This window comes from Bacterioplanoides sp., from assembly GCF_965219715.1.
GTDB lineage: Bacteria > Pseudomonadota > Gammaproteobacteria > Pseudomonadales > Oceanobacteraceae > Bacterioplanoides.
Genome location: NZ_OZ244785.1, coordinates 3,362,501 through 3,386,414, shown reverse-complemented (window position 1 = coordinate 3,386,414; position 23,914 = coordinate 3,362,501). Strand labels below are relative to the sequence as shown.

Here is a 23,914-nt window from a genome sequence, read left to right as displayed (position 1 = left end):
TTCAGCAATATGACAAGACACAATACAGCCTCCATCAATCTGTATTGTGTCGTCATGCGTCGTATTCCAACCAACCCATTATTCTGGTCCCTTGCTGTATTACTTTTCCCGCTGTTAATCGAAGTCAGCTTCTCTGACTTTGTCCGCGAGGGAGAATATAACTCACGCATCGGCTGGTCATTTATCGCTGCCCTGCTTATCAACCTGGCAAATCGTCGCTGGGTAACGGCTGCCGTACTCTTACCATTCATGATTGGTGGTCTGGCTGATATCGGTTACGCCTATACGTTTGGTGGCGTATTCACAACAGCAACCATTGAAGCAGTTGTTCACACAGATTCTTCCGAAGCAAATGAATTCTTTGCAGCCTACGCGTCTTTGCCACTGTTCAGCCTGTATCTGGTTCATTGGCTCATCTACGCAGCTGCTATTAACTATTCACAAGCTGTCTCTACCAAAGGCTGGCGCCGTACCATTGTCACCATGGGTATATTACTGATGGTTGTGGTAGCTCATCGCACCACCGTCATGGGTAAATTCCACGACACAATCCCGGGAGTGCTGGGAACCATGCCTTCTTACTATCGAGGTGCTATTTCACTGGAAAAAGAAGTCGATTTACGCAAGCAGCTGGTTAATAACACCGAGGTTGTCGCCAACGTAACCACAACCGAACCACAAACCCATATTTTCATCATCGGTGAAAGTTTGACACGTAATCATATGGGGATTTATGGCTATCACCGGGAATCAACGCCTGAGCTGGCCAAGCTGGAAAATCTCATTCTGATGGATGACGTAATCAGCAGCCACGCCCAAACACAGGCTTCGTTGCGAGTTGCGCTGACCGCGGCAGAGTCTGAAGACGGTAACAAATACCGGAACTCCCTGAGTGTCATCGATATCGCAAACCTCGCTGGTTACAAAACCTGGTGGATATCCAATCAACAACCACAGCGCGCGACCATTGCTTCTATTTCACACCAGGCCGATGTGCCTCACTATATTTCGAACGACTACAACGGAGTTGAGGTCGCTCGTTATGACGAATACATGCAACCCGTTATTGAAAAAGCTCTGAATGACCCGGCAGAGAAAAAAGCCATTTTCATTCATATGATGGGAAGCCACGCCCAATATAAAAACCGCTACCCGGATCGGTTTATTCATTTCAACGATGAAAATGTCATTACTTACCGCGATGAGCCATCATCAAAAGAAGTTCAGGCAATTAACGATTATGACAACTCGGTACTCTATAGTGATCACGTTGTTGCGCAGATTATTGACGCTCTGAAAGATTCTGGCGAAGGCAACAAAAGCCTGACGTACTTTTCAGATCATGGTGAAGAAGTTTATCGAACGGCAAAAATTAAAGGCCATGGGCCAGACAATGTCACTGCCAATATGATCGAGATTCCGCTGATCGTGTGGAGTTCAGAGCCGGTTAATGAAACAGTTTTGACTCTGCAGGAAAACAGTACAAAGCCGTTTATGCTCGATAACTTCTATCAGCTGGCAGGGAGTCTGATGCAGATTGAATCGGACGCTTTAAATCCGCAACAAAGCCCGGCAGATAAAGCTTATCAAGCGGATTCAAGTCGCAAAGTGTATCGACTGAATTACGATACCGAATTAAAGAAATAATGACAGCGCTCTCGTGTCAGCTTCATTCTGAAGCTGACACGTCGCCCAGCAATCAACGCTGACTGTAACGACCTCCACCATTTCGGGTTACCGAAGCCGTTTCTAACATCTCAGGTTGGAATACCATAATGCGCTGGACGCAGTGCTTATCAACGTCGGGAAAGTAATTAAACCCACCCCGCTGTTTAGCAGACTTGAGTTCAATCGCAAACGTGTGGCACTCCAGATCATCCGAAGTGGCTTTTGCCAGTTTCATTTCATTGGAAGAAAAACCTGCGGTCGCAGATGAAGCTGCCAGCAAGAAAGCGGAAGCCGTTAATGTTGTTTGAATTTTGCCAAACATCCGTAATACCTCAAAAAGAGAAAACTACAGGTGATTGAGCTGGAATCGGGCAGAAATGCCCAGAAAACATCTGGATTGGAGAGCAGCCAGCCCTCTTCTTCAGAAGCATCATGATTGGTCCAGCAACCCCGCTATCGTATTGGGTAGTTAATACCCGACTTAGACCGGAGGCTTTGCGTCCCGGGCTTTCGCACCGGTTTGCCTTTATTCACCACTCAGTGAACGCAGTCAGAAATGGAAGTATTCCCAACTGCTGAATTCAGTCTAGTGATATGAATCTCAGAAGCCCAGATACAAAGCGATACAGAGTTTGTTTTTTTGTAAATGGGCGTCAGAGATTTATCGTTTTAAACCAGAACTTTTTTAAACTAACAAGTAACCGCCATCAACATTAATGGTAGTCCCTGTTGTATAAGAAGACGCATCAGAAGCCAGATACAGAACCGTACCCGCCATTTCATCTGGCATGGCAACACGTTTCATTGGAATATGCATCATAGCCTGCTTCAGGATGGCATCGTTGCTGGTTAACGCCGAAGCAAATTTGGTGTCGGTTAAACCAGGCAGCAGTGCATTGACGCGAATACCTAACGGCGCACATTCCTTAGCAAAGGTTTTGGTCATAGAAATAACCGCCGCTTTGGTGATGGAATAGATACCCTGGAAGTCGCCCGGTACAACACCATTAACCGACGCCACATTAATAATGCTACCACCGCCATTTTTCTTCATTAACTTGCCGCCCAGAGTCGACATAAAGAAATAACCGCGAATATTTACATCAGCGGTTTTCTGGAAAGCAGCCAGGTCGGTATCTAACACATGGCCGAAATACGGATTTGCTGCCGCGTTATTTACCAGAATATCCAGCTTGCCATGTTGTTCTTCAATGGTTTTAAAACAGGCTTCAATCTGTTCCATTTCACCGATGTGGCAGGCCAACGCTTCGGCACTGCCGCCCGCTTCTGTAATCTCATCAGCGACACGCTGACAGCCATCAATTTTGCGGCTGGAAACAATCACGTGGGCGCCGGCTGACGCTAATAACTTCGCAATACTCTCACCGATACCACGACTGGCACCGGTAACCAGAGCAACACGACCGGAAATATTAAATAATTCTTGTGGATTCATTTTATTGTCCTTGTTTAACGCGCTGCTAATCAGCGATAAGTAAGATAACGCTGACCCGCAGCGGCTAAATGATGATGTTCGTTACAGCTGGCCAGACTTTTTTTGCCAGCACTGTTATATAAAACCTGACTTATTCCGGCATTCCAGAAGGTCCAATTCAGATCAAAAGCTTTTTCATTGCTTAGTCCCAGACATTGCTGAGCAATCGCGGTTACCGGGCCGCCTGAGGTGAATACAACGGCATTTTTACCATCAAGTTGTTCTATCAACTGATCCAGCGCCTGGGTACATCTTGAAGTAAATTCCAGCCAGGACTCCTGATAATCGTCATGCTCACCGGAGGTCCAGCGCTCAACCGCTTCAGCAAATACCTGTTGAAACGCTTTACGGCGGTTTTTCTGAGCTAATAACCAGGCACCAAAAGCGGCTTTGTTTTTAAACTTAGGGAAAGCGCAGGCCACCACATCGTCAGAATCGAACTCATTAAAGCCCGGCATTTCGATTACAGGACCATAACTGTGCCAGTGTTTTTGTGCGGCCTGCATGGTTTCCCGGTGACGTACCATGGCGCCGTGCGCCACCTTGCCTGCTTCGATACCCCGGGCCGTTAATGCCTGGCCCACCAGCTCACCTTGCTGCCAGCCAAGATCGGATAACTGATCGTAATTCAGCTTGCCGAACCCTGCCTGCCCGTGACGGACTAAATAAATACTGGCCATAACTTATCGGGCTTTTGGCAGGTTGCTGGCACGAATAATTTTTTTACAGCGCCAGTTAATGTAATGCACAAATAACCAGAAATTTTTAAACGCCGGGTTATCGGTTTGTTTGTGATGGTAACGAAAGTAAATCTGCTGCACGATTACCGCTAAACGGAACAGACCAAAGACCTCATAGAAAGGCCACATACGGCTGTCGAGATCCATTTTTTCGCAGTAATAATCAACAATTTGTTGGCGTGTCATCATGCCATCCAAATGGCTGGGCTGGCGACGAATAGAACGCATTAAAAAATCATCATCGGCCTGAACCCAATATGCTAAGGCGCCACCCAGATCCATCAGCGGGTCACCTAAAGTGGCCATTTCCCAATCTAATACGCCAATAATATCGCCCGGGTTTTCAGGGTTGAGAACCACGTTATCCATACGGTAGTCGTTATGAATAATGCAGGTTTTAACATCATCCGGCTGATTTTCTGTCAACCATTTCATGGTCTTTTTAAAGCCGGGAACATTCCAGGTTTTTGACTGAACAAAGCGTTTGCTCCAGCCTTCGACCTGACGTTTTACATAACCCTGGCCTTTGCCTAAATCTTCCAGGCCCGCGGCCTGATAATCCACCTGGTGCAGGTCGATTAACTTATCGATAACCGAAGTACACAGAGCCTGAGCCTGTTGTTTATCCAGTTTCATCCCTTTGGGTAAATTACCCCGAGGGATAATGCCGACCAGGCGTTCCATCACATAAAAGTCGCAATCGATCACACTGTGGTCATCACAAAAAGCGATCATTTCCGGTACAAAAGGATAAACCGGTTTCAGCCTTGCCATGACGTTGTATTCACGCTTCATATCGTGAGCACTGGCAGCTTTATGACCGGCCGGTGGACGACGCAGGATATAATCTTTCCCCTTACCTTCTTTTGCCGGATAACTCAGCTGATAGGTCAGGTTAGAAGCTCCACCGGAGAATTGTTTTACTTGTGGTAAGTCTTCACCCAGGTCGAGCCCCTGAGCATTTAACCAATAATGCACCGCAGCAACATCAAAAGAGTCGCTGCTGCGCAGGTCTTTGGGCTTATCGATATATTGTTCGCTCATCTCCCTGCCTCAGCGTCCTTCTGAAATTGCGTTTTTATATTAGGGTCACGAGACTTGAGTGCCTTGGCGAATTTATCCATCTGAATGCGGAATAACCATGGCAGGTATTTTTTAACGAAATAAGCACGGCGCCCGGTTGGATGAGGATTACAAATGACCAGATTTTTTTGCATCGCTTTAAACGCGGCATCGGCAATATCATCAGCATTCAATTCTGAAGCTTCAAAGACTTTATCGACAAATTTATACATCTGAGGATCAGAGGTTTTCATGCCTTTATCAAGATTAGTCCGGAAGAAACCCGGGCATAAAGCCGTGGTACCAATGCCATAAGGTTTTAATTCAAAATGCAGGGTTTCTGATAAAGCGACCACTGCCGCTTTGGTCACATTGTAGGAACCCATTGCCGGTGCCTTCATCAGCCCCGCCAGTGACGCGACATTAATAAAGTAGCCCGAGCCTTGCTGTTTCATCATCGGCGTAAACGTCCGGCAACCCAGAGCTACCCCTTTAACATTAATGTCGATGACCCAATCCCACCAGCTCCATTCACCGGCTTCGATTCGGTCACCAGTCGCAACACCAGCGTTGTTAATAACAACATCGATGCCTTGCCAACGCTGCTCAACCTCAGAGCGCAGTTCGTTCCACTGCTGCTCTGAACGTACATCGAGATTATAAATCCAGCCGCCGCCACCGGCTTTTTCCACCAGTTGCAGGGTTTCCTGAGAACCTTCGTCATTAATATCGGCAATACAAATCTGCGCGCCGGTTTTGGCAAAACGTAACGCTAATGCCCGACCTAAACCGGAAGCTGCGCCTGTAATCAGAACTTTCTGTGTCATGGGTTTGCTCTGTATTAATTCTTTTAATTATTTATCCATACAACAAATGGCTCCTTAAGAGCCATTCGTGCCATACCTCTTCAGGTCGTTATTCCTTCGCCATCAAATGGCGGTATTTGGCCAGCTCAAATTTGGCAACCAGACCACGATGCACCTCGTCCGGACCATCAGCGAGACGAATTGCGCGTGCCGCCATAAAGATACCTGCCAGAGGGAAGTCATCGGATAAACCGCCACCACCGTGAATCTGCATCGCGGCATCAGCAATTTCCTGGGCCATATTCGGCGCAACCACTTTAATCTGCGAGATATCGCTGATAGCGCCCATGCCTCCCACTTTGTCGATCTTCCAGGCCGCCTTCAGTACCAGCAAACGAGCCTGTTCGATGTTCATTCGTGCGTTAGCAATAATGTCGCGGTTGCCGCCCAGATTGGCAATAGGTTTACCAAAGGCCACGCGGGAAACAGCACGCTTACACATCAGCTCCAGTGCTTTTTCCGCACCGCCAATAATGCGCATGCAGTGGTGAATCCGGCCCGGCCCTAAACGACCCTGGGCAATTTCGAAACCACGACCCGGACCTGCGATTACATTACTCAGCGGTACGCGCACATTGGTGAAACTGATTTCGCCGTGACCGAAGGGTTCATCGTAATGACCAAATACCGGCAACATACGTTCGATTTTTACCCCGGGTGCATCCATCGGGAATAACACCATCGAGTGTTGCTGGTGACGGTTAGCATCTGGGTTGGTCAGGCCCATAAAAATACCGACTTTACAGTTCGGATGACCAATACCAGTACTCCACCACTTACGGCCATTCAGTACGATTTCGTCGCCTTCGACCACCGCGGTTGCTGCCATATTGGTAGCATCGGAAGAAGCCACACCCGGCTCCGTCATACAGAAGGCAGAACGAATCTCGCCGGCCATCAATGGCTTTAGCCATTGTTCCTGTTGCTCCGGCGAACCGTACTTTTCCAGTACTTCCATATTGCCGGTGTCTGGTGCATTACAGTTAAATACTTCGGAAGCAATAAAAGAGCGGCCCATCAGTTCAGCCAAAGGTGCGTATTCCAGATTGCTCAGGCCAACACCATGCTCTTCATTCGGGAAAAACAGATTCCACAAACCCGCAGCTTTCGCCTTGGCTTTTAGCTCTTCAATAATGGGCAACACCACCCATTTGTTATCCAGGCTGTGCAGCTCACGCAGGTAATCTTCTTCAACCGGTTCAATCTCGGTTTTCATAAAGTCGCTGACGCGTTTGATGTATTCCTGCGCCTTAGGGGAATGATCGAAATCCATAACTCAGCTCCGCTGGTTTTTAACAATTAAATCCAGTTTAGGGAGTGGTTACACATCAAGGAAGTGCATGTTTTTAATATCAAACCATAAGTATTACGAATAAGTAGTAAGCACACTTACCTATTGAGGTGAATACTTCTATGGCCTGCCTTGTGACAGGCTTGAAGAGTATGAAGAACAGCAGAAAACCTTCCACACGAACAGCGATGCTGCGACTGATCAGCCAGATCCGTGCTGAAATTCCGTTCGATATGCCAGAAGCCACATTATGTCGCGGCCCATGTACAGGCTGCTCCAAAAAACTGATGGAGTTTCTCGATCAGGAACTGGTCAGCCAGCAACAGGATATCGACCTGGGTGAAGTGCCAACTCTGGGACAAATCCACAAGCTGGCACGGTTAGCAAAGAAGGTGCATAAAGTGCTGGTTAAGAATGGTCTGATTGATGGCCCGACTACAAACGCAGAGCCAGCTCCGTCGCCTGTTTGATCGCCCGTTTAGCATCCAGCTCTGCAGCGAACTCCGCACCTCCAATCAGATGCAGGTCAAACGAGGTCGGTACAGCCTGCAGCTTCTGGTGCAGGTCGTTCACCGAGGTCTGGCCGCTACAGAGTACAACCTGATCCACCGCCAGTACTTGTTGCTCCTGCTGTGGATTATTTTTATCACCACGGTTAATGGTGATATGCAGACCGTTATCATCGATTTTGTCGTAACTGACGCCACCAATGGTTTCCACCCCTTTGGCTTTTGCCACCTCACGGTGAACCCAGCCGGTAGTTTTATTCAGGCCTTTGCCAAAACGGGAAGTTTTACGCTGCAGCATATAAACCTTGCGGCTGGACGGCTCAAACTGTTGCTCAACCAAACCACCACGTTGTTGGTTGCTAGCATCCACACCCCACTCTTTCATCCAGAGCTTTTTATCCAGGCTTGGTGAAACACCTTCATGGGTTAAAAATTCACAGATATCGTAACCAATACCACCAGCACCAATCACTGCTACACGCTCGGCGGGAGCAACTTCACCATTTAACATCTGTTGGTAAGTCACCACTTTGGAATGATTAATACCGGGAATTTCCGGGATACGTGGTTCAACGCCGGTAGCCACCACCACTTCATCAAATCCCTGACGATTTAACTGGTCGGCTTCCACCCGGGTATTCAGCAGCAGCTGAACTTTATGCACTTCTATTTGCTTGAGGTAATAACGAATGGTTTCGCGGAATTCTTCTTTACCGGGAATTTTACTGGCGTAATTAAACTGGCCACCGATTTCAGAACGCGCTTCAAATAAGGTCACCCGATGACCACGCTGAGCGGCAACAGTGGCACAGGCTAAACCAGCAGGACCGGCACCAATTACCGCTACTTTTTTCACCTGGGTTGCCGGAGTGTAAATCAACTGAGTTTCATAACCCGCTCTTGGATTCACCAAACAGCTTGAACGCTTCATTTCAAAGGTATGATCAAGGCAAGCCTGATTACAGGCAATACAGGTATTAATTTCATCAGCTCGACCTGTTGCGGCTTTATTAACCCAATCCGGGTCTGCCAGGAATGGACGCGCCATTGAAATCATATCGGCTTCGCCGCCCACCAGCACCTGCTCTGCGGTTTCCGGCATATTAATACGGTTAGACGCCACGACTGGTACATTCACCTTGGCTTTTACCTGAGCGGTAAACCCACTGAAAGCCGCACGCGGAACAGAGGTTACAATGGTTGGTACACGGGCTTCATGCCAGCCGACGCCGGTATTAATAATGGAAACCCCCGCTTGCTCCAGTGCCTGAGCCAGTTGGATAACTTCTTCTGCGGTTGAACCACCATCGACCAGATCCACCATCGACAGGCGAAACATAATAATAAATTTTTCGCCGACGGCTTCACGGATTTTACGTACCACTTCCACCGGGAAACGCATACGATTCTGATAACTACCACCCCATTCATCGTTACGTTTATTGGTTCTGGCATTGAGAATCTGGGTAATAAAATAGCCTTCCGACCCCATTACCTCGACACCATCGTAGTTCGCTTGCTGGGCTAATCTGGCACAGCGAACAAAATCATCGACGGTTTTATAAATCTGCTTACTGCTCATCTCTTTTGGTTTAAACGCCGAAACCGGAGATTTAATTGCCGTGGGTGCCACATTAAACGGTGTAAAACCATAACGTCCGGCATGAATAATCTGTAGCAGAATTTTTCCATCTGCCTGATGCACAGCAGAAGTCACCTTTTTATGGAAAGGCACCTGCCAGCGATTAATCAGTTTTGAACCAAAGGGCAATAAATCACCGCGGCGGTTTACCGCAAAGCCACCAGTTACTAACAGACCGGCACCACCACGGGCACGCTCAGCGAAATATTCGGCCAATTCAGAAAAGTGCCATGGCCTGTCTTCTAAACCAATATGCATAGATCCCATCATGATACGGTTTTTTAACTGAGTAAATCCCAGATCCAGCGGCTGCATTATTTTCGGATAATAAGAATTTTCGACATACGACATAACAGGAACCAACAAAAAAGAAGTATTAACGGTTATAAGAAAAACAGACAGAGAACGACATCACACCTGTTTTAACTCAGGTGTGAAAAATCGTTTTTAAGGTTTTTATCTGGAGTTATAGCTTAAAGATTCGCTCAGCGTTTTTATGCAGAAACAGTTCTTTAACTTCATCGTTCAGTTCCAGTAAATCAAGCTTATCCATACAGGCTTGTGGCGTGATCATTGGGAAGTTGGTGCCAAACATCACCTTATGTTTGCCGTTGGTTTTAATAAACTGCACCAGCTCTTTTGGATAACGGTTTGGTTTATAAGCGGAAGTATCGATGAAGACATTTTCAAACTTAGTTGCACAGGCAATCATTTCAATATGCCACGGATAGCCAATATGACCACAGACAATTTTCAGATCAGGGAAATCCAGCGCAATACGTTCGATATATTCAGGTTTACCAGACTCAGAGCTGCGTAATGGGCCGGTATGGCCAACCTGCAAACAAATCGGTACATCGAGTTCAACACATTCGGTCAGAATCGGATAATACAAAGCATGGGTACAAGGCAACTCCCACAACCATTGCACAATACGAACAGCTTTAAAGTTATGTTCTTTAACGTATTTACGGATAGTGCGAACGGCTTCTACCGGGTTGCGGATATCAACCGATACCACACCTTCAAACAAATCCGGAAATTTGTTTTTAAATTCCAGTACTTCTTCATTGCTAATTAACGCACCTTCCGGGGCATACCAGGCACTTAATAGCGCTTTTTCTACACCGGCTTGCTTCATTGCCCCGGCGGTCAGTTCCAGCGGAATCTGCTGAATGGTATTACCAGACCAGCGCTTTAACGAATCAAAAAAAGGCTGATTAAAAAAGAATTCGGTTGGGTGTTGAGCCCAGACATCAACAACTTTCATGCTAGTTTCCTTCTTCACTTAGCAGCACATACTTAGCTGTGCCGGTTTATTATTATTTTCTGAAGAAGAAACTAAGGTCTGTTCACAAGCCCTGGATCAGAAGCGGTCACGCACCTGATTTAAAAAGCGGGCAATTACCGCAATTTCTTCTTCATTAAAACCATCAGTCAGTTGCTGATTTAATTCAGCAATCAGCGGCAGTGCCAGTTGCGACTTATCTTTGCCTTGTTCAGTAGCAAACAGGTTCACCACCCGGGCGTCATCTTCACTTACCACACGACGAATCAAACCATTGCTTTCGATACGGCTTAATAAACTCGTCACCGCCGACTTTTTTAACCCTAAGCCCTGCACCACATCTTTCTGCATGCAGCCCGGGTTGTTATTCACAAACATCACCGCGGCCATCTGGGTCAGAGTAAATCCCAGCTGTTGCTCACACACCTTCTCGGCGTGATTAAACATATTGCGTTGCGCCATATTCATCAGAAACAGGAGACGCTTATCCACAGGCCTTACCTCATTGTTGTCACTGTCTTGTATCAGCAGGCCATTTTAGCAATATAGTTCGCTATCGAACCATTTTAGTTTGCTATCAAACCTTTTTTATTGCAACACCCTGAAAGGATTATTTTCTGTCGATATATTTCAGGCACAAAAAAAGCCTCGTCCCTGATGGGAGGAGGCTTTTGCACAGCGGTATCAATCAGTCCTGCAAGCGCAGCCTTTCTGTTGCGCTGTCCAGTGAGTCGGCATCGGTTTCTGAACCCAGTTTGATCATCAGGCGCAGGTCGTTTGGCGAGTCAGCATGAGAAATTGCATCCTCATAAGTGATCTCACCCTGCTCATACAGCGCATAAAGCGCCTGGTCGAAGGTTTGCATGCCCACTTCGTTGGACTTTTTCATCAACGGTTTCAGTTCGTGTACTTCACCTTTACGAATCAAATCCGACGCCAGTGGTGTATTTATCAGCACTTCAATAACCGCACGACGACCACGACCATCCGGAGTCGGAATTAATTGCTGAGCAATAATCGACTTCAGGTTCAGCGATAAATCCATCCAAATCTGGCTATGTCGCTCTGGTGGGAAGAAGTGAATCACACGTTCCAGCGCCTGGTTAGCATTGTTCGCGTGTAATGTTGCCAGGCACAAGTGACCGGTTTCTGCGAAGGTAATTGCGTGCTGCATGGTTTCAGCAGAACGCACCTCACCAATCATAATCACATCCGGTGCCTGACGCAGACAGTTCTTCAGACCAATTTCGAACGTTTCAGTATCCAGCCCCACTTCACGCTGGGTCACAATACTGCTTTCATGTTGGTGAATAAATTCGATTGGGTCCTCAATGCTTAGAATATGACCTTTGGAATTTTTATTGCGGTGGCCAATCATCGAAGCCAGCGATGTCGATTTACCGGCACCCGTGGCACCTACGAATAAAATCAGACCCCGCTTGGTCATCGATAAATCTTTGATCACATCCGGCAAACCCAGCTGATCAACCGTTGGAATACGGGTCTCAATCCGCCGCAGCACCATGCCGGCAACGTTGCGCTGATAAAACGCCGATGCCCGGAAACGACCAATACCACTGGCGTTAATCGCAAAGTTGAGTTCCTTTTTGGTCTCGAACTCATCCTGCTGCTTACTGTTCATTAAACCCAGCACAATATCCCGGGTTTGTTCTGCACCTAACGCACTTTTGGTCAGCGGCATCAATGTGCCATTCACCTTCATGGAAGGTGGTACACCGGCGGTGATAAACAGATCCGATGCCCCTTTTTCCACCATCAGGCGCAAAAACTTATCCATTGCCATGGAAAATTACCTTTCTCTTGTCGCCTGTTAGAAGTTTTCCGGGATCTTAGCTTTCTCACGCGCCACATCACGCGTGATTAAACCTTTGCTGACCAGGTTCTGTAATGACTGATCCATGGTAGTCATGCCATAAGCACCACCGGTCTGGATCGCCGAATACATCTGAGCCACTTTATCTTCCCGAATCAGGTTACGAATCGCAGGAGTGCCGACCATGATTTCGTGAGCCGCAACACGACCACCACCACTCTTCTTCAACAGCGTCTGAGAAATTACGCCCTGCAGAGATTCCGACAACATGGAACGCACCATGGCCTGCTCTTCCGATGGGAATACGTCAACGATACGGTCAATGGTTTTTGCAGCAGAGCTGGTGTGTAGCGTGCCGAATACCACGTGACCGGTTTCCGCCGCGGTCAGAGCCAGGCGAATGGTTTCAAGGTCACGCATCTCACCAACAAGGATCACATCCGGGTCTTCACGAAGTGCGGAACGCAATGCTTCGTTAAAACCTAAGGTGTCACGGTGAACTTCCCGTTGGTTAATCAGTGACTTTTTCGATTCGTGTACGAATTCGATCGGGTCTTCGACCGTCAGGATATGGTCGTATTTGCTTTCGTTAATGTAATCGATCATCGCCGCCAGCGTGGTCGACTTACCCGAACCCGTTGGTCCGGTAACCAGCACCATGCCTTTGTTAGTATCTGCCAGATCTTTAAAGACCTGGCCCATACCCAGCTGATCCATGGTTAATACTTTGGAAGGAATGGTACGGAATACCGCACCGGCACCGCGGTTGTGGTTAAAGGCGTTTACCCGGAAACGCGCCACACCCGGTACTTCAAACGAGAAGTCGGTTTCCAGAAACTCTTCGAAATCCTTACGCTGCTTATCGTTCATGATGTCATAAACCAGGCTATGAACTTCTTTGTGGCCCAGTGACGGCAGGTTAATACGACGCACATCACCGTCAACACGAATCATAGGTGGCAAACCCGCAGACAGGTGTAAATCCGATGCCCCTTGTTTCGCGCTGAACGCCAACAGTTCTGTAATATCCATAACTTCTCCTAATAATGCCCGGTTTCAGCCTGATGCTGAACTGCGACAATCATAATATGACCAGTGATGCCCGGAAACGACATTTTGCGATTGGTAGTACTTTCCAGACTATTAACACGCTTTGCGCTTCTATATCATCAGCCTAGCACCACAATTACGTTTTTATATGCTAAAGCAAGCCCTTGTAATGTCTACTCTCGAACAAAACTATCAGTTAGTCTGCGACCGTTTACAGCACGCCTGTGATCAGGCTGGCCGACCGCGCTCAGAAGTAAAGTTATTAGCCGTTAGCAAAACCAAGCCCGCAGATATGGTGGCGACCTGTTACCAACAGGGACAACGCAGTTTTGGTGAGAACTACCTGCAGGACGCCATTGAAAAGATTGAAGCCTTGCAGCATCTGGAAGGCATAGACTGGCACTTTATTGGCCCGATTCAATCGAACAAAACCCGCCCGATTGCCAGCCATTTCCATTGGGTGGAAACCGTTTGCCGCGACAAAATCGCTCAGCGCCTGAACGACCAGCGCCCGGATGACATGCCACCGCTGAATGTGCTGCTGCAAATCAATATCAGTGGTGAAGAACAGAAAGCCGGTATTGAACCCGCCGAGGTCGAAGCGCTGGCTGAGCTGGTGCATGAACTGCCGAATCTCGCTTTGCGTGGTCTGATGTGTATTCCGGAAAATACCGAAGACGAACAAGCCTTGGCTGACCAGTTCGAACGAATGAAAGCCCTGTTCCAGCAACTGCAGCAACAATATCCACAGCTGGATACCTTATCCATGGGCATGTCTGCTGATATGGCGCTGGCGGTTGAACATGGCAGCACAGAAGTGCGTATCGGCACCGATATTTTTGGCGCCCGCTCCTGAACACACAAATTTCAAACTACAATCAGATACAACCCGACTGCGGCCAAGCCGCAGCCTGAGAAAGAATAAGGAAACTCCATGACACAAATCGCATTTATTGGCGGCGGCAATATGGCCACCAGCATTATTGGTGGCTTAGTCAAACAAGGTGAAACCAAGCCAGAGCTGGTGCATGTCAGCGATCCGAATGCCGAGCAGGTCGCTAAACTCAACGACGAATTTGGTATTCAGGGCCACACCGATAACGCAGCCGCCATTGCCAATGCTGATGTGGTGATCATGGCAGTGAAACCCCAGGTGATGAAACAGGTGCTGGAGCCTATCAAGGCGACTCTGACAGAACGCCAACCGATGCTGATCTCCATCGCCGCAGGCATCAACCTGCCATCATTAAAAGCCTGGAGTGGCTGCGAAGCGATTGTTCGTTGTATGCCCAACACCCCTTCTTTATTAGGCCTGGGCGCAACCGGTTTGTTCGCGTCTGAACAGGTCACCATCGACCAACGCAACATCGCCGATGCGTTATTACGGGCTGTGGGTATAAGTGTCTGGGTACAGAACGAAGCAGAAATTGACGCTGTTACCGCCGTATCCGGCAGTGGCCCGGCGTATTATTTCCTGCTGATGGAGGCCATGATTGCTGCCGGGAAAAAGCTGGGATTGAGTGAAGAAACCGCCACTCAGCTGACCCTGCAAACCGCCGTTGGTGCGGGTCAGATGGCACAGAACGCTGACGTTGATCCGGCGGAACTGCGCCGTCGGGTAACCTCCCCGGGAGGCACCACAGAACGTGCAATTCAGACCTTTGAAGCGGCTCACCTGCGCGATATCGTTGAAGCAGCGCTACAGGCTGCCAATGACCGTGGTGCCGAACTCAGTGAACAATTGGGCGACTGATTCGCGCAATCACTGAGCTATATTTACACTTCATTAATACTAAGGCGGATTGCAAAACCACAATCCGCCCACAGATAATCACCTGTAGACAAACAACCGTGGAGCACTCATGTCCCCTGTCTCACAAGTTGGCATGTTATTAATCAATACCATTGGCAGCATCGTTCTCTTAATTGTGCTGCTGCGCTTTTTGCTGCAACTGGTACGCGCCGATTTTTATAACCCGATTTCCCAGTTTATTGTAAAAGCCACCAATCCGGTGCTGATCCCACTGCGTCGTGTGATTCCGGGTTTTGGCGGCCTTGACGTCGCGTCTCTGGTGCTGGCTTACGGTGTCCAGGTCCTCTTTATGGCCGGTGCCTTACTGGTCATGGGCTACGGTCTGCCATGGGCCAACATTATTATCTGGAGCCTGGTGGCAATCTTTGCGCTGATTATTAAAGTGTACTTCTGGGGAATGCTGATTACCGTGATCGCTTCCTGGATTGCACCTAACTCTTATAACCCGGCGCTGATCCTGATTAATCAGATTCTGGAACCGGTTGTCCGCCCGATTCGCCAGAAAATGCCGGACATGGGTGGGTTAGATTTGTCACCCATTATCATCTTACTGGGCATCCAGATTGTAGAAATTGTGGCGCTTTACCCACTGGTAAAAATGACCCAGTTCCCGGGCGTTCTCGGCTTTATGATCTAAGCGACGCGATCAAATATTAAGACGGCGTGCTGCGACCTGACTTCTGGGTTGCACCACGCCGTTTTCGTTTATAGCTGGCTTTACTTTTCGTCCCTGCTGATTTTTTACCGCGAAAGTTGGTCTTCTCAATCTTGATTCCTGATAAGCCCTGAATATCCAATCCACGAGCTTCGTTCACCAGGCTGTATAGTTCCTGTTCCAGTGGCTGCATAAAGCCCTGATAATTCAGCTGACGCTCACTGATACCATTCAGCTGTTGTTCCCACAGCGCGGTTCTGTCCGGCAATGTGGTAGATTGTGGCAACACCCGTATCAGGGCTTTACCCAGTTCCGTCGCCCGAATTTGTTTGCCTTCCCGGCGCAAAAACTGCCGGGTAAATAACAACTCAATAATGCTGGCCCGGGTTGCTTCAGTGCCTAAACCGTCGGTTTCTTTTAACACCTTCTGTAATTCTTTGTCCGAGACAAAGCGATTAATCCCCGTCATCGCTGCTAACAAAGTAGCATCGGTAAAATGTGCTGGCGGCTGGGTTTGTTTATGCGCTATTTGCCCTTCATGGCACCACAACTGCTGGCCCTGTGTGAGTGGCGGCAGCTGGGCCTGACTATGGGAGTCATCATCAGACGTGTTTTGTTTATCCGACGCTTTTTGTGGCATCGCCTGTTTCCAACCAGGCCTTAATGTTTCACGCGCATTAGCCCGGAATAAACCGCCAGCAATACGAATATCCACCTTGGTATCGGCGTACTCAAAAGCCGGATAAAACTGCAATAAATACTGGCGGGCAATTAAGCGATAAACACCCTGTTCCCATTTGCCGAGCTTTTCCAGCGAGGTCTGTTTCGCCGTAGGGATAATGGCATGGTGCGCATCAACCTTGGCGTCATTCCAGGCTTTGCTACGTAACGAAAAATCAGCATTAGCAACAACCGCAGCCAGCTCGCTGGAGTTATTCTGAATCGCAGATGATACCGCCGGAATGTCACTCAGATGTTCTTTCGGCAAATAACGGCAGTCGGATCTTGGATAGGTGATCAGCTGGTGTTTTTCATACAAGGCCTGACATACATCCAGCACCTGTTTAGCGCTCATGCCCAGCGCTTTGGCCGCATCGATTTGTAGAGCGGATAAATTATACGGCAGCGGCGCAAACTGCTTTTTCTCTTTACGCTGAATAGTCTCAGCCACGGCGGGTTGTTGCTGAATACGCTGGGCGACGTTCTCAGCCAGTTTCAGATTTAATACCCGGCCTTCTTCATCCTGATGTGGCGCACAGGCATCGCTGGGAATCCACTTGGCCTGAAAAGCCACGGCCTGATCAGCTGCCAGTGCAAGCTGGGCAAACACTTCATAAAAAGGTTTTGAAACAAAGTTGGCGATTTCTTCATCGCGGCGCACGACTAAACCCAGAATCGGCGTTTGTACACGGCCCACCGACAACACCGAATTCACACCCGCCTGACGGCCTTTAATACTGAATGCGCGGGTGAGATTAATGCCGTACAACCAGTCCGCCCGGGAACGGGCTAAAGCCGATACCGATAACGCGGTAAAGTCACTGTTAGGCCGTAAACTATTGAGCGCTTTTTTTACCGCATTGGGGTTGAGGTCAGAAATCAAACAACGCTGAATTTGTTGTTTACGGGTTTTAGAAACCTTGAGGAAATCGAAAACTTCATCAACCAGCAGCTGACCTTCCCGATCCGGATCACCAGCATGTACCAACTGATCCGCTTCTTTGACCAGTTTGCGTAATACCGACAGCTGTTTTCGGGTTTTCGGTTTGGCTTGTAACTGCCATTGCTCAGGTACGATCGGCAGATGATCAAGGCGCCATTGTTTATATACAGGGTCATACGCATCCGGCTCAGCCTGCTCTAACAAATGACCAATACACCAGCTCACCACATCGCCATTGGCTGCACGAATAAAACCTTCACCTTTTTGCTGAGGTTTCGGCAGGACAGCAGCAATCGCACGTCCAAGGCTGGGTTTTTCGGCAACAAATAATCTCATAACACTGGCTTGTTTTCAGACACCGATACTGTATATAAAAACAGTAATAGATAGCAAGCCAAGAAAGCGCTAGACCCTTACCTTAATATGGGTATAGATTATTAGACTTCAGTCACTGGAAAAGGAGTTCGCCGTGTCAAATTTTGCCGGTAAAGCCTATGGAATGAACGTGATCACGCCATTGCGGTGGTGGACAGCCATCTGGCAGAAGATCATTTTCTGGGTGGTGGTTAAAACCTTCCCCTATTTTGTTAAAGGTCTGCTGACCTTATCCCTGATTCATTATGCCCGCTGGACCATTATTAACCGCTGGTCGTTTCCACATCTGGATAAATCTCAGCCAAAAGAAAAGCTGAGCTACAGCTATATGCTGTTTGAGAGCAACTTCAATGGCAGCTGGGATCAGTATATCGATTCCTTTTCGTTCGCTATTCCCTCGGGCCTGGATATGTTCTGGCGCTGGAATATAAAATACCCCAAATCAATTCCGCTGCACGATTTCTACAACTACATTCGTTTTAACCAGGTAGAAACCGATCACTACTACAACGCTTACCCATTGGCGTCTTCCAATGATGTGAAAAGCGCACAGACGTTATCAGAAGGCCTGAATGAACTGGCGAGTCAGGTAGACCAATTGTCAGATGACGAATTCCTGCAAACCTACAACAACTTCCTGTCAGAACATCAGGAGGCATTAGGCACCATGGATGTTGGCCCGGTAATGACGATTAATCCACAACCGGAGCAACCAACCACTACCCGTCTGCAATCAACTGCCAGGGAGGAGGCATAACATGGCTAACGAATTCGGAGAATCCTACGGCTTAACCTGCCTGTGCCCGATTATTAACGGTCAGGCCGATCCTGAAGCCGACGCGGTTATCGACCTGGCGTCTTACGATAAAATCACCCGCCGTCGTATTCAGACGTTACCGCTGAATGAGCAAAGTCCGTTTGCTCAGGTGCCGAACACTTACTTTGCCCGTTTGTTTATTTTAAACGACGTGTTTTTTGAACAAGGTAATGACATTAAACGCGACCATCTGAAATCCAAATATCTGGTGTTCACTTCCAATTTTCACGGAACGCTGGAACCGTATCTGGAAGGCATGTGGGATAACACCGAGCAGGATATTCGCAATATCTGGCAATACGCCGTGGGTTTCGACAAGGTGAATGATGCCGCTTCGTTTATCGAGTACATTAAAAAATGTCAGCTCACCACCACTCTGTTTTTTAATGGTTCAACCGATAAGAGCCTGAAGCAGCAATTAAAGTCGCTGTATCTAAAGCAGGCTTTCAGTGAGTTTGTTTTATTAAATCAGGGCAAAAATGCCGCTGACCTGAAAGCTGAATTTAAGCAGTTTTTGCAAAAAGTTGAGCTGGATAATCTCGATAGTCCAAGCTGGATTCCCGGGCAAACTCAACTTCAGGAAGAACACTAAAATTAAGGGATTGCTTGATGACTAACAACAGACCACTCGATTTATACGATATTCAGGGCAACATCTGTAAAGGTTACGGCCGCTATGGTTTCCCTAAAGCACGTTATTTCTTTCTCGAATTTCACCAGGCTGATTTGGCGAAGGCATTCCTGAAACAACTGACGCCGCTAATTACCACCGCAGAACGCTGGGCCCATAAAGACCATCCTGAGCCTGAAGAAAAGCCAACGGTAACCACGAATATTGGTTTTACCTTCTCGGGGTTAAAAGCGCTGCAGATTCCGGATCGTTCTCTATTAGGCTTCCCACTGGAATTTCAGATGGGCATGCGTGATCGCAAAGAGATTCTTGGTGATGACGGCCCAAGTGATCCACAGAACTGGGATCCGGTTTGGCAAGGCGAGCACTTACACGCCTGGGTATCGATTAACGCCCAGAGCGATGCTTATCTCAACCAGCGTTATCAACAGATCGAACAGCTGATTGCAGAGAGCCAGAACGGCGTTTCTATTCGTCCTGGCCACAAAGGGCCGAATGGTAGCTTGTTGCCTTACCAGGACGCTTCTGCGGTGTTTGAGAACGGTAAACCAACGCCTAAAGAGCACTTCGGTTTTGTTGATGGCATTGGCAACCCATATTTTGAAGGCTGCGGTAATGATCCGAGCCGTATTGCTGGTCGCGGTAAGTTAACCCGGGAAGGTACCTGGGAGCCATTGGCTACCGGCGAGTTTATTCTCGGCCATATCGACGAAGCAAAAGAATATCCACCGGCTCCGGCACCTAAGCTGTTAGCCCGCAACGGCACCTTTATGGTGTACCGCAAGCTGCACGAAAACGTAAAAACCTTTAACGACTATGTGGATAACATGGCGAAGGATTTTGACGGCAGCAAAGAATTATTAATGGCAAAGTTTGCTGGCCGCTGGCCGGACAATGGTGCGCCACTGGTTCTAGCTCCGGATGATCAGGCGAAAGCAGAACTGGATCAGAAGCTCGCTGAATTAAAAACCAAAGCGGAAGGTGGCGATCAGTGTGCGGCTGGTCAGCTGGCTGCACTAAAGAAGAAGTGGATCGACTTCACTTACGACGAAGATATGTCAGGCTCTAAATGCCCGGTTGGTGCACATATTCGTCGTACCAACACCCGAGGCTCTCTGGAGACCGAGAAGGATGCCTTTAACAGCAAAGGTGCCCTGGTTGATCGTCGTCGCTTAATGCGCCGTGGTTTACCATATGGCGGCCATGACGAGCTGACAGACAACGACAGCGAGCAAGGCATCATCTTTATGTGTATCGGCGCTAGTATTGAACGCCAGTTCGAATTTGTGCAGCAGCAATGGGTGAACTATTCCAACGACTTTAAGCTGAGCAACGATAAGGATGTGTTCCTGGGTAATCACAACGGTAAGCTAACCGACAAAGCGATTATTCAGGCGGAGCCGGGTGGCGGTAAAGCGCCGTTCTTTTGTACGCATCTGCCTCGTATGGTCGAGACTCGTGGTGGGGATTATTTCTTTATCCCGAGTATCACGGCATTAGAGATGATCGCTCAGGGGATTGTGGACCCGGCTTAGCGGTTAACCCCAGAACCAAACTTACTGTGTTTATCATAAATCACCTTCTATGGCATGGATGCCATAGCAGAGCCTCCAAGGATGGATGCACGGCGTGTGATGTTGATGAATACAGTGAGGTTGGTTTTCTTCCGCTCCTCTCACCTTCACCATCCGGTATTCCCTCACAACACGCAGCCAGTACGTCCCTGTATGCTCGGCTGCTGCGTCCCTGCGTTAGACGGTCGCTCCAGATAACAGTGGAGCTCTATCTCTTTCATTCTTTAAATACACTTCTGGCTCAGAACATTTTTTCCAAGCAAAGAAAAACCCCTGACCACGTAAGTGATCAGGGGTTTTAGAATAAGAGCTTGACGATGACCTACTCTCACATGGGGAAGCCCCACACTACCATCGGCGATGCTGCGTTTCACTTCTGAGTTCGGAATGGATTCAGGTGGTTCCACAGCTCTATTGTCGTCAAGCAAACTTGTATGCATTGTGGTCGTCTTACGATGTCTGCGACTACGTTGCAAATAAGGTTGGATACATGAGTTTTTTTAAGTTGTTCACCTAAAAAGAGATTCTCTAACGAACCGGCGGCTGCCGATTGTTCTTTACTCTGTTTTATTCAGAGTTGGCTTGTTAACACAACCAGTTTGGGTGTTATATGGTCAAGCCTCACGGGCAATTAGTACAAGTTAGCTCAACGCCTCACAACGCTTACACACCTTGCCTATCAACCAGGTAGTCTTCCTGGGCCCTACAGGGAACTCGAAGTTCCAGTGAGATCTCATCTTGAAGGGGGCTTCCCGCTTAGATGCTTTCAGCGGTTATCCTGTCCGAACGTAGCTACCGGGCAATGCCATTGGCATGACAACCCGAACACCAGAGGTTCGTCCACTCCGGTCCTCTCGTACTAGGAGCAGCTCTTCTCAAATCTCAAACGCCCACGGCAGATAGGGACCGAACTGTCTCACGACGTTCTAAACCCAGCTCGCGTACCACTTTAAATGGCGAACAGCCATACCCTTGGGACCGGCTTCAGCCCCAGGATGTGATGAGCCGACATCGAGGTGCCAAACACCGCCGTCGATGTGAACTCTTGGGCGGTATCAGCCTGTTATCCCCGGAGTACCTTTTATCCGTTGAGCGATGGCCCTTCCATACAGAACCACCGGATCACTATGACCTACTTTCGTACCTGCTCGACGTGTCTGTCTCGCAGTTAAGCCGGCTTATGCCATTGCACTAACCTCCTGATGTCCGACCAGGATTAGCCGACCTTCGTGCTCCTCCGTTACTCTTTGGGAGGAGACCGCCCCAGTCAAACTACCCACCACACAGTGTCCTCGATCCAGATAATGGACCTGAGTTAGAACCCCAAATTGACCAGGCTGGTATTTCAAGATTGGCTCCACCGAATCTGGCGATCCGGCTTCAAAGCCTCCCAGCTATCCTACACAAGCCAATTCAAAGTTCACTGTGAAGCTATAGTAAAGGTTCACGGGGTCTTTCCGTCTAGCCGCGGGAACGCAGCATCTTAACTGCGAATTCAATTTCACTGAGTCTCGGGTGGAGACAGTGTGGCCGTCGTTACGCCATTCGTGCAGGTCGGAACTTACCCGACAAGGAATTTCGCTACCTTAGGACCGTTATAGTTACGGCCGCCGTTTACCGGGGCTTCGATCAAGAGCTTCGCAGATGCTAACCCCATCAATTAACCTTCCGGCACCGGGCAGGCGTCACACCCTATACGTCCACTTTCGTGTTTGCAGAGTGCTGTGTTTTTAATAAACAGTCGCAGCCACCTGGTATCTTCGACCGGCCAGAGCTTACGGAGCAAGTCCTTCACCCTAGCCGGCGCACCTTCTCCCGAAGTTACGGTGCCATTTTGCCTAGTTCCTTCACCCGAGTTCTCTCAAGCGCCTTGGTATTCTCTACCTACCCACCTGTGTCGGTTTAGAGTACGGTTTCTTTGTAGCTGAAGCTTAGAGGATTTTCCTGGAAGCATGGCATCGACCACTTCGGACTCCGTAGAGTCACCGTCATCACGTCTCGGCATTGAAGACCCGGATTTGCCTAAGTCTTCTGCCTACCAGCTTAAACACGGACAACCAACGCCGTGCTGGCCTAGCCTTCTCCGTCCCCCCATCGCACTACAAACAAGTACAGGAATATTAACCTGTTTCCCATCGACTACGCTTCTCAGCCTCGCCTTAGGGTCCGACTAACCCTGCCCCGATTAACGTTGGACAGGAACCCTTGGGTTTCCGGCGAGGGAGTTTTTCACTCCCTTTATCGTTACTCATGTCAGCATTCGCACTTCTGATACCTCCAGCCTGGTTCACACCTTGACCTTCAACGGCTTACAGAACGCTCCTCTACCATGCACAAAGTGCATCCGTAGCTTCGGTGTACAGTTTGAGCCCCGTTATATCTTCCGCGCAGGCCGACTCGACTAGTGAGCTATTACGCTTTCTTTAAAGGGTGGCTGCTTCTAAGCCAACCTCCTAGCTGTTTTAGCCTTCCCACATCGTTTCCCACTTAACTGTAACTTTGGGACCTTAGCTGACGGTCTGGGTTGTTTCCCTTTCCACGACGGACGTTAGCACCCGCCGTGTGTCTCCCGTGATTGAACTCATGGGTATTCGGAGTTTGCAAAGGGTTGGTAAGTCGGGATGACCCCCTAGCCTTAACAGTGCTCTACCCCCCATGGTTAGACACGAGGCACTACCTAAATAGTTTTCGAGGAGAACCAGCTATCTCCGGGCTTGATTAGCCTTTCACTCCTATCCACAGGTCATCCCCTGGCTTTTCAACGACAGTGGGTTCGGTCCTCCAGTTGATGTTACTCAACCTTCAACCTGCCCATGGATAGATCGCCCGGTTTCGGGTCTAATGCTAGCGACTGGACGCGCAGTTAACACTCGGTTTCCCTACGGCTCCGCTATAAGCTTAACCTTGCCACTAACATTAAGTCGCTGACCCATTATACAAA

General features: G+C 48.6%; 20 protein-coding genes, 2 rRNA genes and 1 riboswitch (1 of these 23 only partly in view). Of the genes, 8 read left to right on the top strand and 14 right to left on the bottom strand.

Features of this window, described 5'->3' with window-relative positions; all coding sequences use genetic code 11:
* The first annotated feature begins 9 nt into the window (after positions 1-9).
* A complete protein-coding gene (locus ACOQOZ_RS15815; RefSeq protein WP_420589115.1) occupies positions 10-1,647 on the top strand; it encodes a sulfatase-like hydrolase/transferase in 1,638 nt (545 codons plus the stop codon).
* Positions 1,648-1,699: 52 nt separating this feature from the next.
* Here the strand turns inward: ACOQOZ_RS15815 and ACOQOZ_RS15810 are convergent, their stop codons facing one another.
* From ACOQOZ_RS15810 to ACOQOZ_RS15785, 6 genes are all read right to left on the bottom strand, one after another.
* A complete protein-coding gene (locus ACOQOZ_RS15810; RefSeq protein ID WP_420589114.1) occupies positions 1,700-1,990 on the bottom strand; it encodes a hypothetical protein in 291 nt (96 codons plus the stop codon).
* 118 nt (positions 1,991-2,108) lie between these two features.
* Positions 2,109-2,203: riboswitch (cyclic di-GMP riboswitch) on the bottom strand.
* A gap of 150 nt (positions 2,204-2,353) precedes the next feature.
* A complete protein-coding gene (locus ACOQOZ_RS15805; RefSeq protein WP_420589113.1) occupies positions 2,354-3,124 on the bottom strand; it encodes an SDR family oxidoreductase in 771 nt (256 codons plus the stop codon).
* A gap of 29 nt (positions 3,125-3,153) precedes the next feature.
* On the bottom strand, positions 3,154-3,843 hold the full coding sequence (locus ACOQOZ_RS15800) for a histidine phosphatase family protein (RefSeq protein WP_420589112.1): 690 nt from the start codon (positions 3,841-3,843) through the stop codon (positions 3,154-3,156).
* A 3-nt stretch (positions 3,844-3,846) separates the two neighbouring features.
* Positions 3,847-4,947 (bottom strand): phosphotransferase family protein, encoded by a 1,101-nt coding sequence (locus ACOQOZ_RS15795; protein WP_420589111.1) that lies wholly within the window; start codon positions 4,945-4,947, stop codon positions 3,847-3,849.
* Positions 4,944-5,792: an SDR family oxidoreductase gene (locus ACOQOZ_RS15790; protein ID WP_420589110.1), complete on the bottom strand. Its 849-nt coding sequence runs from the start codon at positions 5,790-5,792 to the stop codon at positions 4,944-4,946. The genes ACOQOZ_RS15795 and ACOQOZ_RS15790 overlap by 4 nt, the downstream gene beginning before the upstream one ends.
* Positions 5,793-5,880: 88 nt before the next feature.
* Positions 5,881-7,104 carry an acyl-CoA dehydrogenase family protein gene (locus tag ACOQOZ_RS15785; protein WP_420589109.1) on the bottom strand — a complete coding sequence of 408 codons (1,224 nt, stop codon included), beginning with the start codon at positions 7,102-7,104 and terminating at the stop codon, positions 5,881-5,883.
* A 170-nt stretch (positions 7,105-7,274) separates the two neighbouring features.
* On the opposite strand from ACOQOZ_RS15785, the gene ACOQOZ_RS15780 reads away from it, so the two are divergent.
* Positions 7,275-7,592, top strand: coding sequence for a hypothetical protein (locus tag ACOQOZ_RS15780; protein WP_420589108.1), 318 nt, complete (start codon positions 7,275-7,277; stop codon positions 7,590-7,592).
* Here ACOQOZ_RS15780 and ACOQOZ_RS15775 read toward each other — a convergent pair.
* The 5 genes from ACOQOZ_RS15775 to ACOQOZ_RS15755 form a co-directional block, all read right to left on the bottom strand.
* Entirely contained in the window at positions 7,558-9,624 is a 2,067-nt protein-coding gene (locus ACOQOZ_RS15775; protein WP_420589107.1) for an FAD-dependent oxidoreductase, read from the bottom strand. The genes ACOQOZ_RS15780 and ACOQOZ_RS15775 overlap by 35 nt on opposite strands.
* Positions 9,625-9,739: 115 nt before the next feature.
* Positions 9,740-10,543, bottom strand: coding sequence for an amidohydrolase family protein (locus tag ACOQOZ_RS15770; RefSeq protein WP_420589106.1), 804 nt, complete (start codon positions 10,541-10,543; stop codon positions 9,740-9,742).
* Positions 10,544-10,639: 96 nt separating this feature from the next.
* On the bottom strand, positions 10,640-11,053 hold the full coding sequence (locus ACOQOZ_RS15765) for a MarR family winged helix-turn-helix transcriptional regulator (RefSeq protein ID WP_420589105.1): 414 nt from the start codon (positions 11,051-11,053) through the stop codon (positions 10,640-10,642).
* Positions 11,054-11,249: 196 nt separating this feature from the next.
* The gene (locus ACOQOZ_RS15760) at positions 11,250-12,365 is read right to left on the bottom strand and encodes a PilT/PilU family type 4a pilus ATPase (protein WP_420589104.1); all 1,116 of its coding nucleotides are present in this window, start codon (positions 12,363-12,365) and stop codon (positions 11,250-11,252) included.
* A gap of 27 nt (positions 12,366-12,392) precedes the next feature.
* A complete protein-coding gene (locus ACOQOZ_RS15755) occupies positions 12,393-13,427 on the bottom strand; it encodes a type IV pilus twitching motility protein PilT (RefSeq protein ID WP_420589103.1) in 1,035 nt (344 codons plus the stop codon).
* Positions 13,428-13,614: 187 nt separating this feature from the next.
* Between ACOQOZ_RS15755 and ACOQOZ_RS15750 the strand changes: the two genes are divergently transcribed.
* The 3 genes from ACOQOZ_RS15750 to ACOQOZ_RS15740 all read left to right on the top strand — a co-directional run bounded on the left by ACOQOZ_RS15750 (position 13,615) and on the right by ACOQOZ_RS15740 (position 15,895).
* On the top strand, positions 13,615-14,301 hold the full coding sequence (locus tag ACOQOZ_RS15750; protein ID WP_420589102.1) for a YggS family pyridoxal phosphate-dependent enzyme: 687 nt from the start codon (positions 13,615-13,617) through the stop codon (positions 14,299-14,301).
* Between the two features lie 78 nt (positions 14,302-14,379).
* Positions 14,380-15,198: a pyrroline-5-carboxylate reductase gene (proC, locus tag ACOQOZ_RS15745; protein ID WP_420589101.1), complete on the top strand. Its 819-nt coding sequence runs from the start codon at positions 14,380-14,382 to the stop codon at positions 15,196-15,198.
* Positions 15,199-15,307: 109 nt separating this feature from the next.
* Positions 15,308-15,895, top strand: coding sequence for a YggT family protein (locus ACOQOZ_RS15740; RefSeq protein WP_420589100.1), 588 nt, complete (start codon positions 15,308-15,310; stop codon positions 15,893-15,895).
* Positions 15,896-15,911: 16 nt separating this feature from the next.
* Here ACOQOZ_RS15740 and ACOQOZ_RS15735 read toward each other — a convergent pair whose 3' ends face one another.
* Complete coding sequence (locus ACOQOZ_RS15735; protein ID WP_420589099.1) at positions 15,912-17,912, bottom strand: DNA topoisomerase III; 2,001 nt, start codon at positions 17,910-17,912, stop codon at positions 15,912-15,914.
* A 133-nt stretch (positions 17,913-18,045) separates the two neighbouring features.
* On the opposite strand from ACOQOZ_RS15735, the gene ACOQOZ_RS15730 reads away from it, so the two are divergent.
* From ACOQOZ_RS15730 to ACOQOZ_RS15720, 3 genes are read left to right on the top strand one after another with little or no spacing between them, the layout of a single operon-like run.
* Positions 18,046-18,708, top strand: coding sequence for a hypothetical protein (locus ACOQOZ_RS15730; RefSeq protein ID WP_420589098.1), 663 nt, complete (start codon positions 18,046-18,048; stop codon positions 18,706-18,708).
* A 1-nt stretch (position 18,709) separates the two neighbouring features.
* On the top strand, positions 18,710-19,360 hold the full coding sequence (locus ACOQOZ_RS15725; RefSeq protein WP_420589097.1) for a hypothetical protein: 651 nt from the start codon (positions 18,710-18,712) through the stop codon (positions 19,358-19,360).
* A gap of 17 nt (positions 19,361-19,377) precedes the next feature.
* Positions 19,378-20,934 carry a Dyp-type peroxidase gene (locus ACOQOZ_RS15720; protein ID WP_420589096.1) on the top strand — a complete coding sequence of 519 codons (1,557 nt, stop codon included), beginning with the start codon at positions 19,378-19,380 and terminating at the stop codon, positions 20,932-20,934.
* 348 nt (positions 20,935-21,282) lie between these two features.
* On the opposite strand, the gene rrf is transcribed toward ACOQOZ_RS15720, so the two are convergent.
* Positions 21,283-21,398: ribosomal RNA gene (gene rrf / locus ACOQOZ_RS15715) — 5S ribosomal RNA — on the bottom strand.
* 185 nt (positions 21,399-21,583) lie between these two features.
* Positions 21,584-23,914: ribosomal RNA gene (locus ACOQOZ_RS15710) — 23S ribosomal RNA — on the bottom strand; it runs 557 nt beyond the window's last position.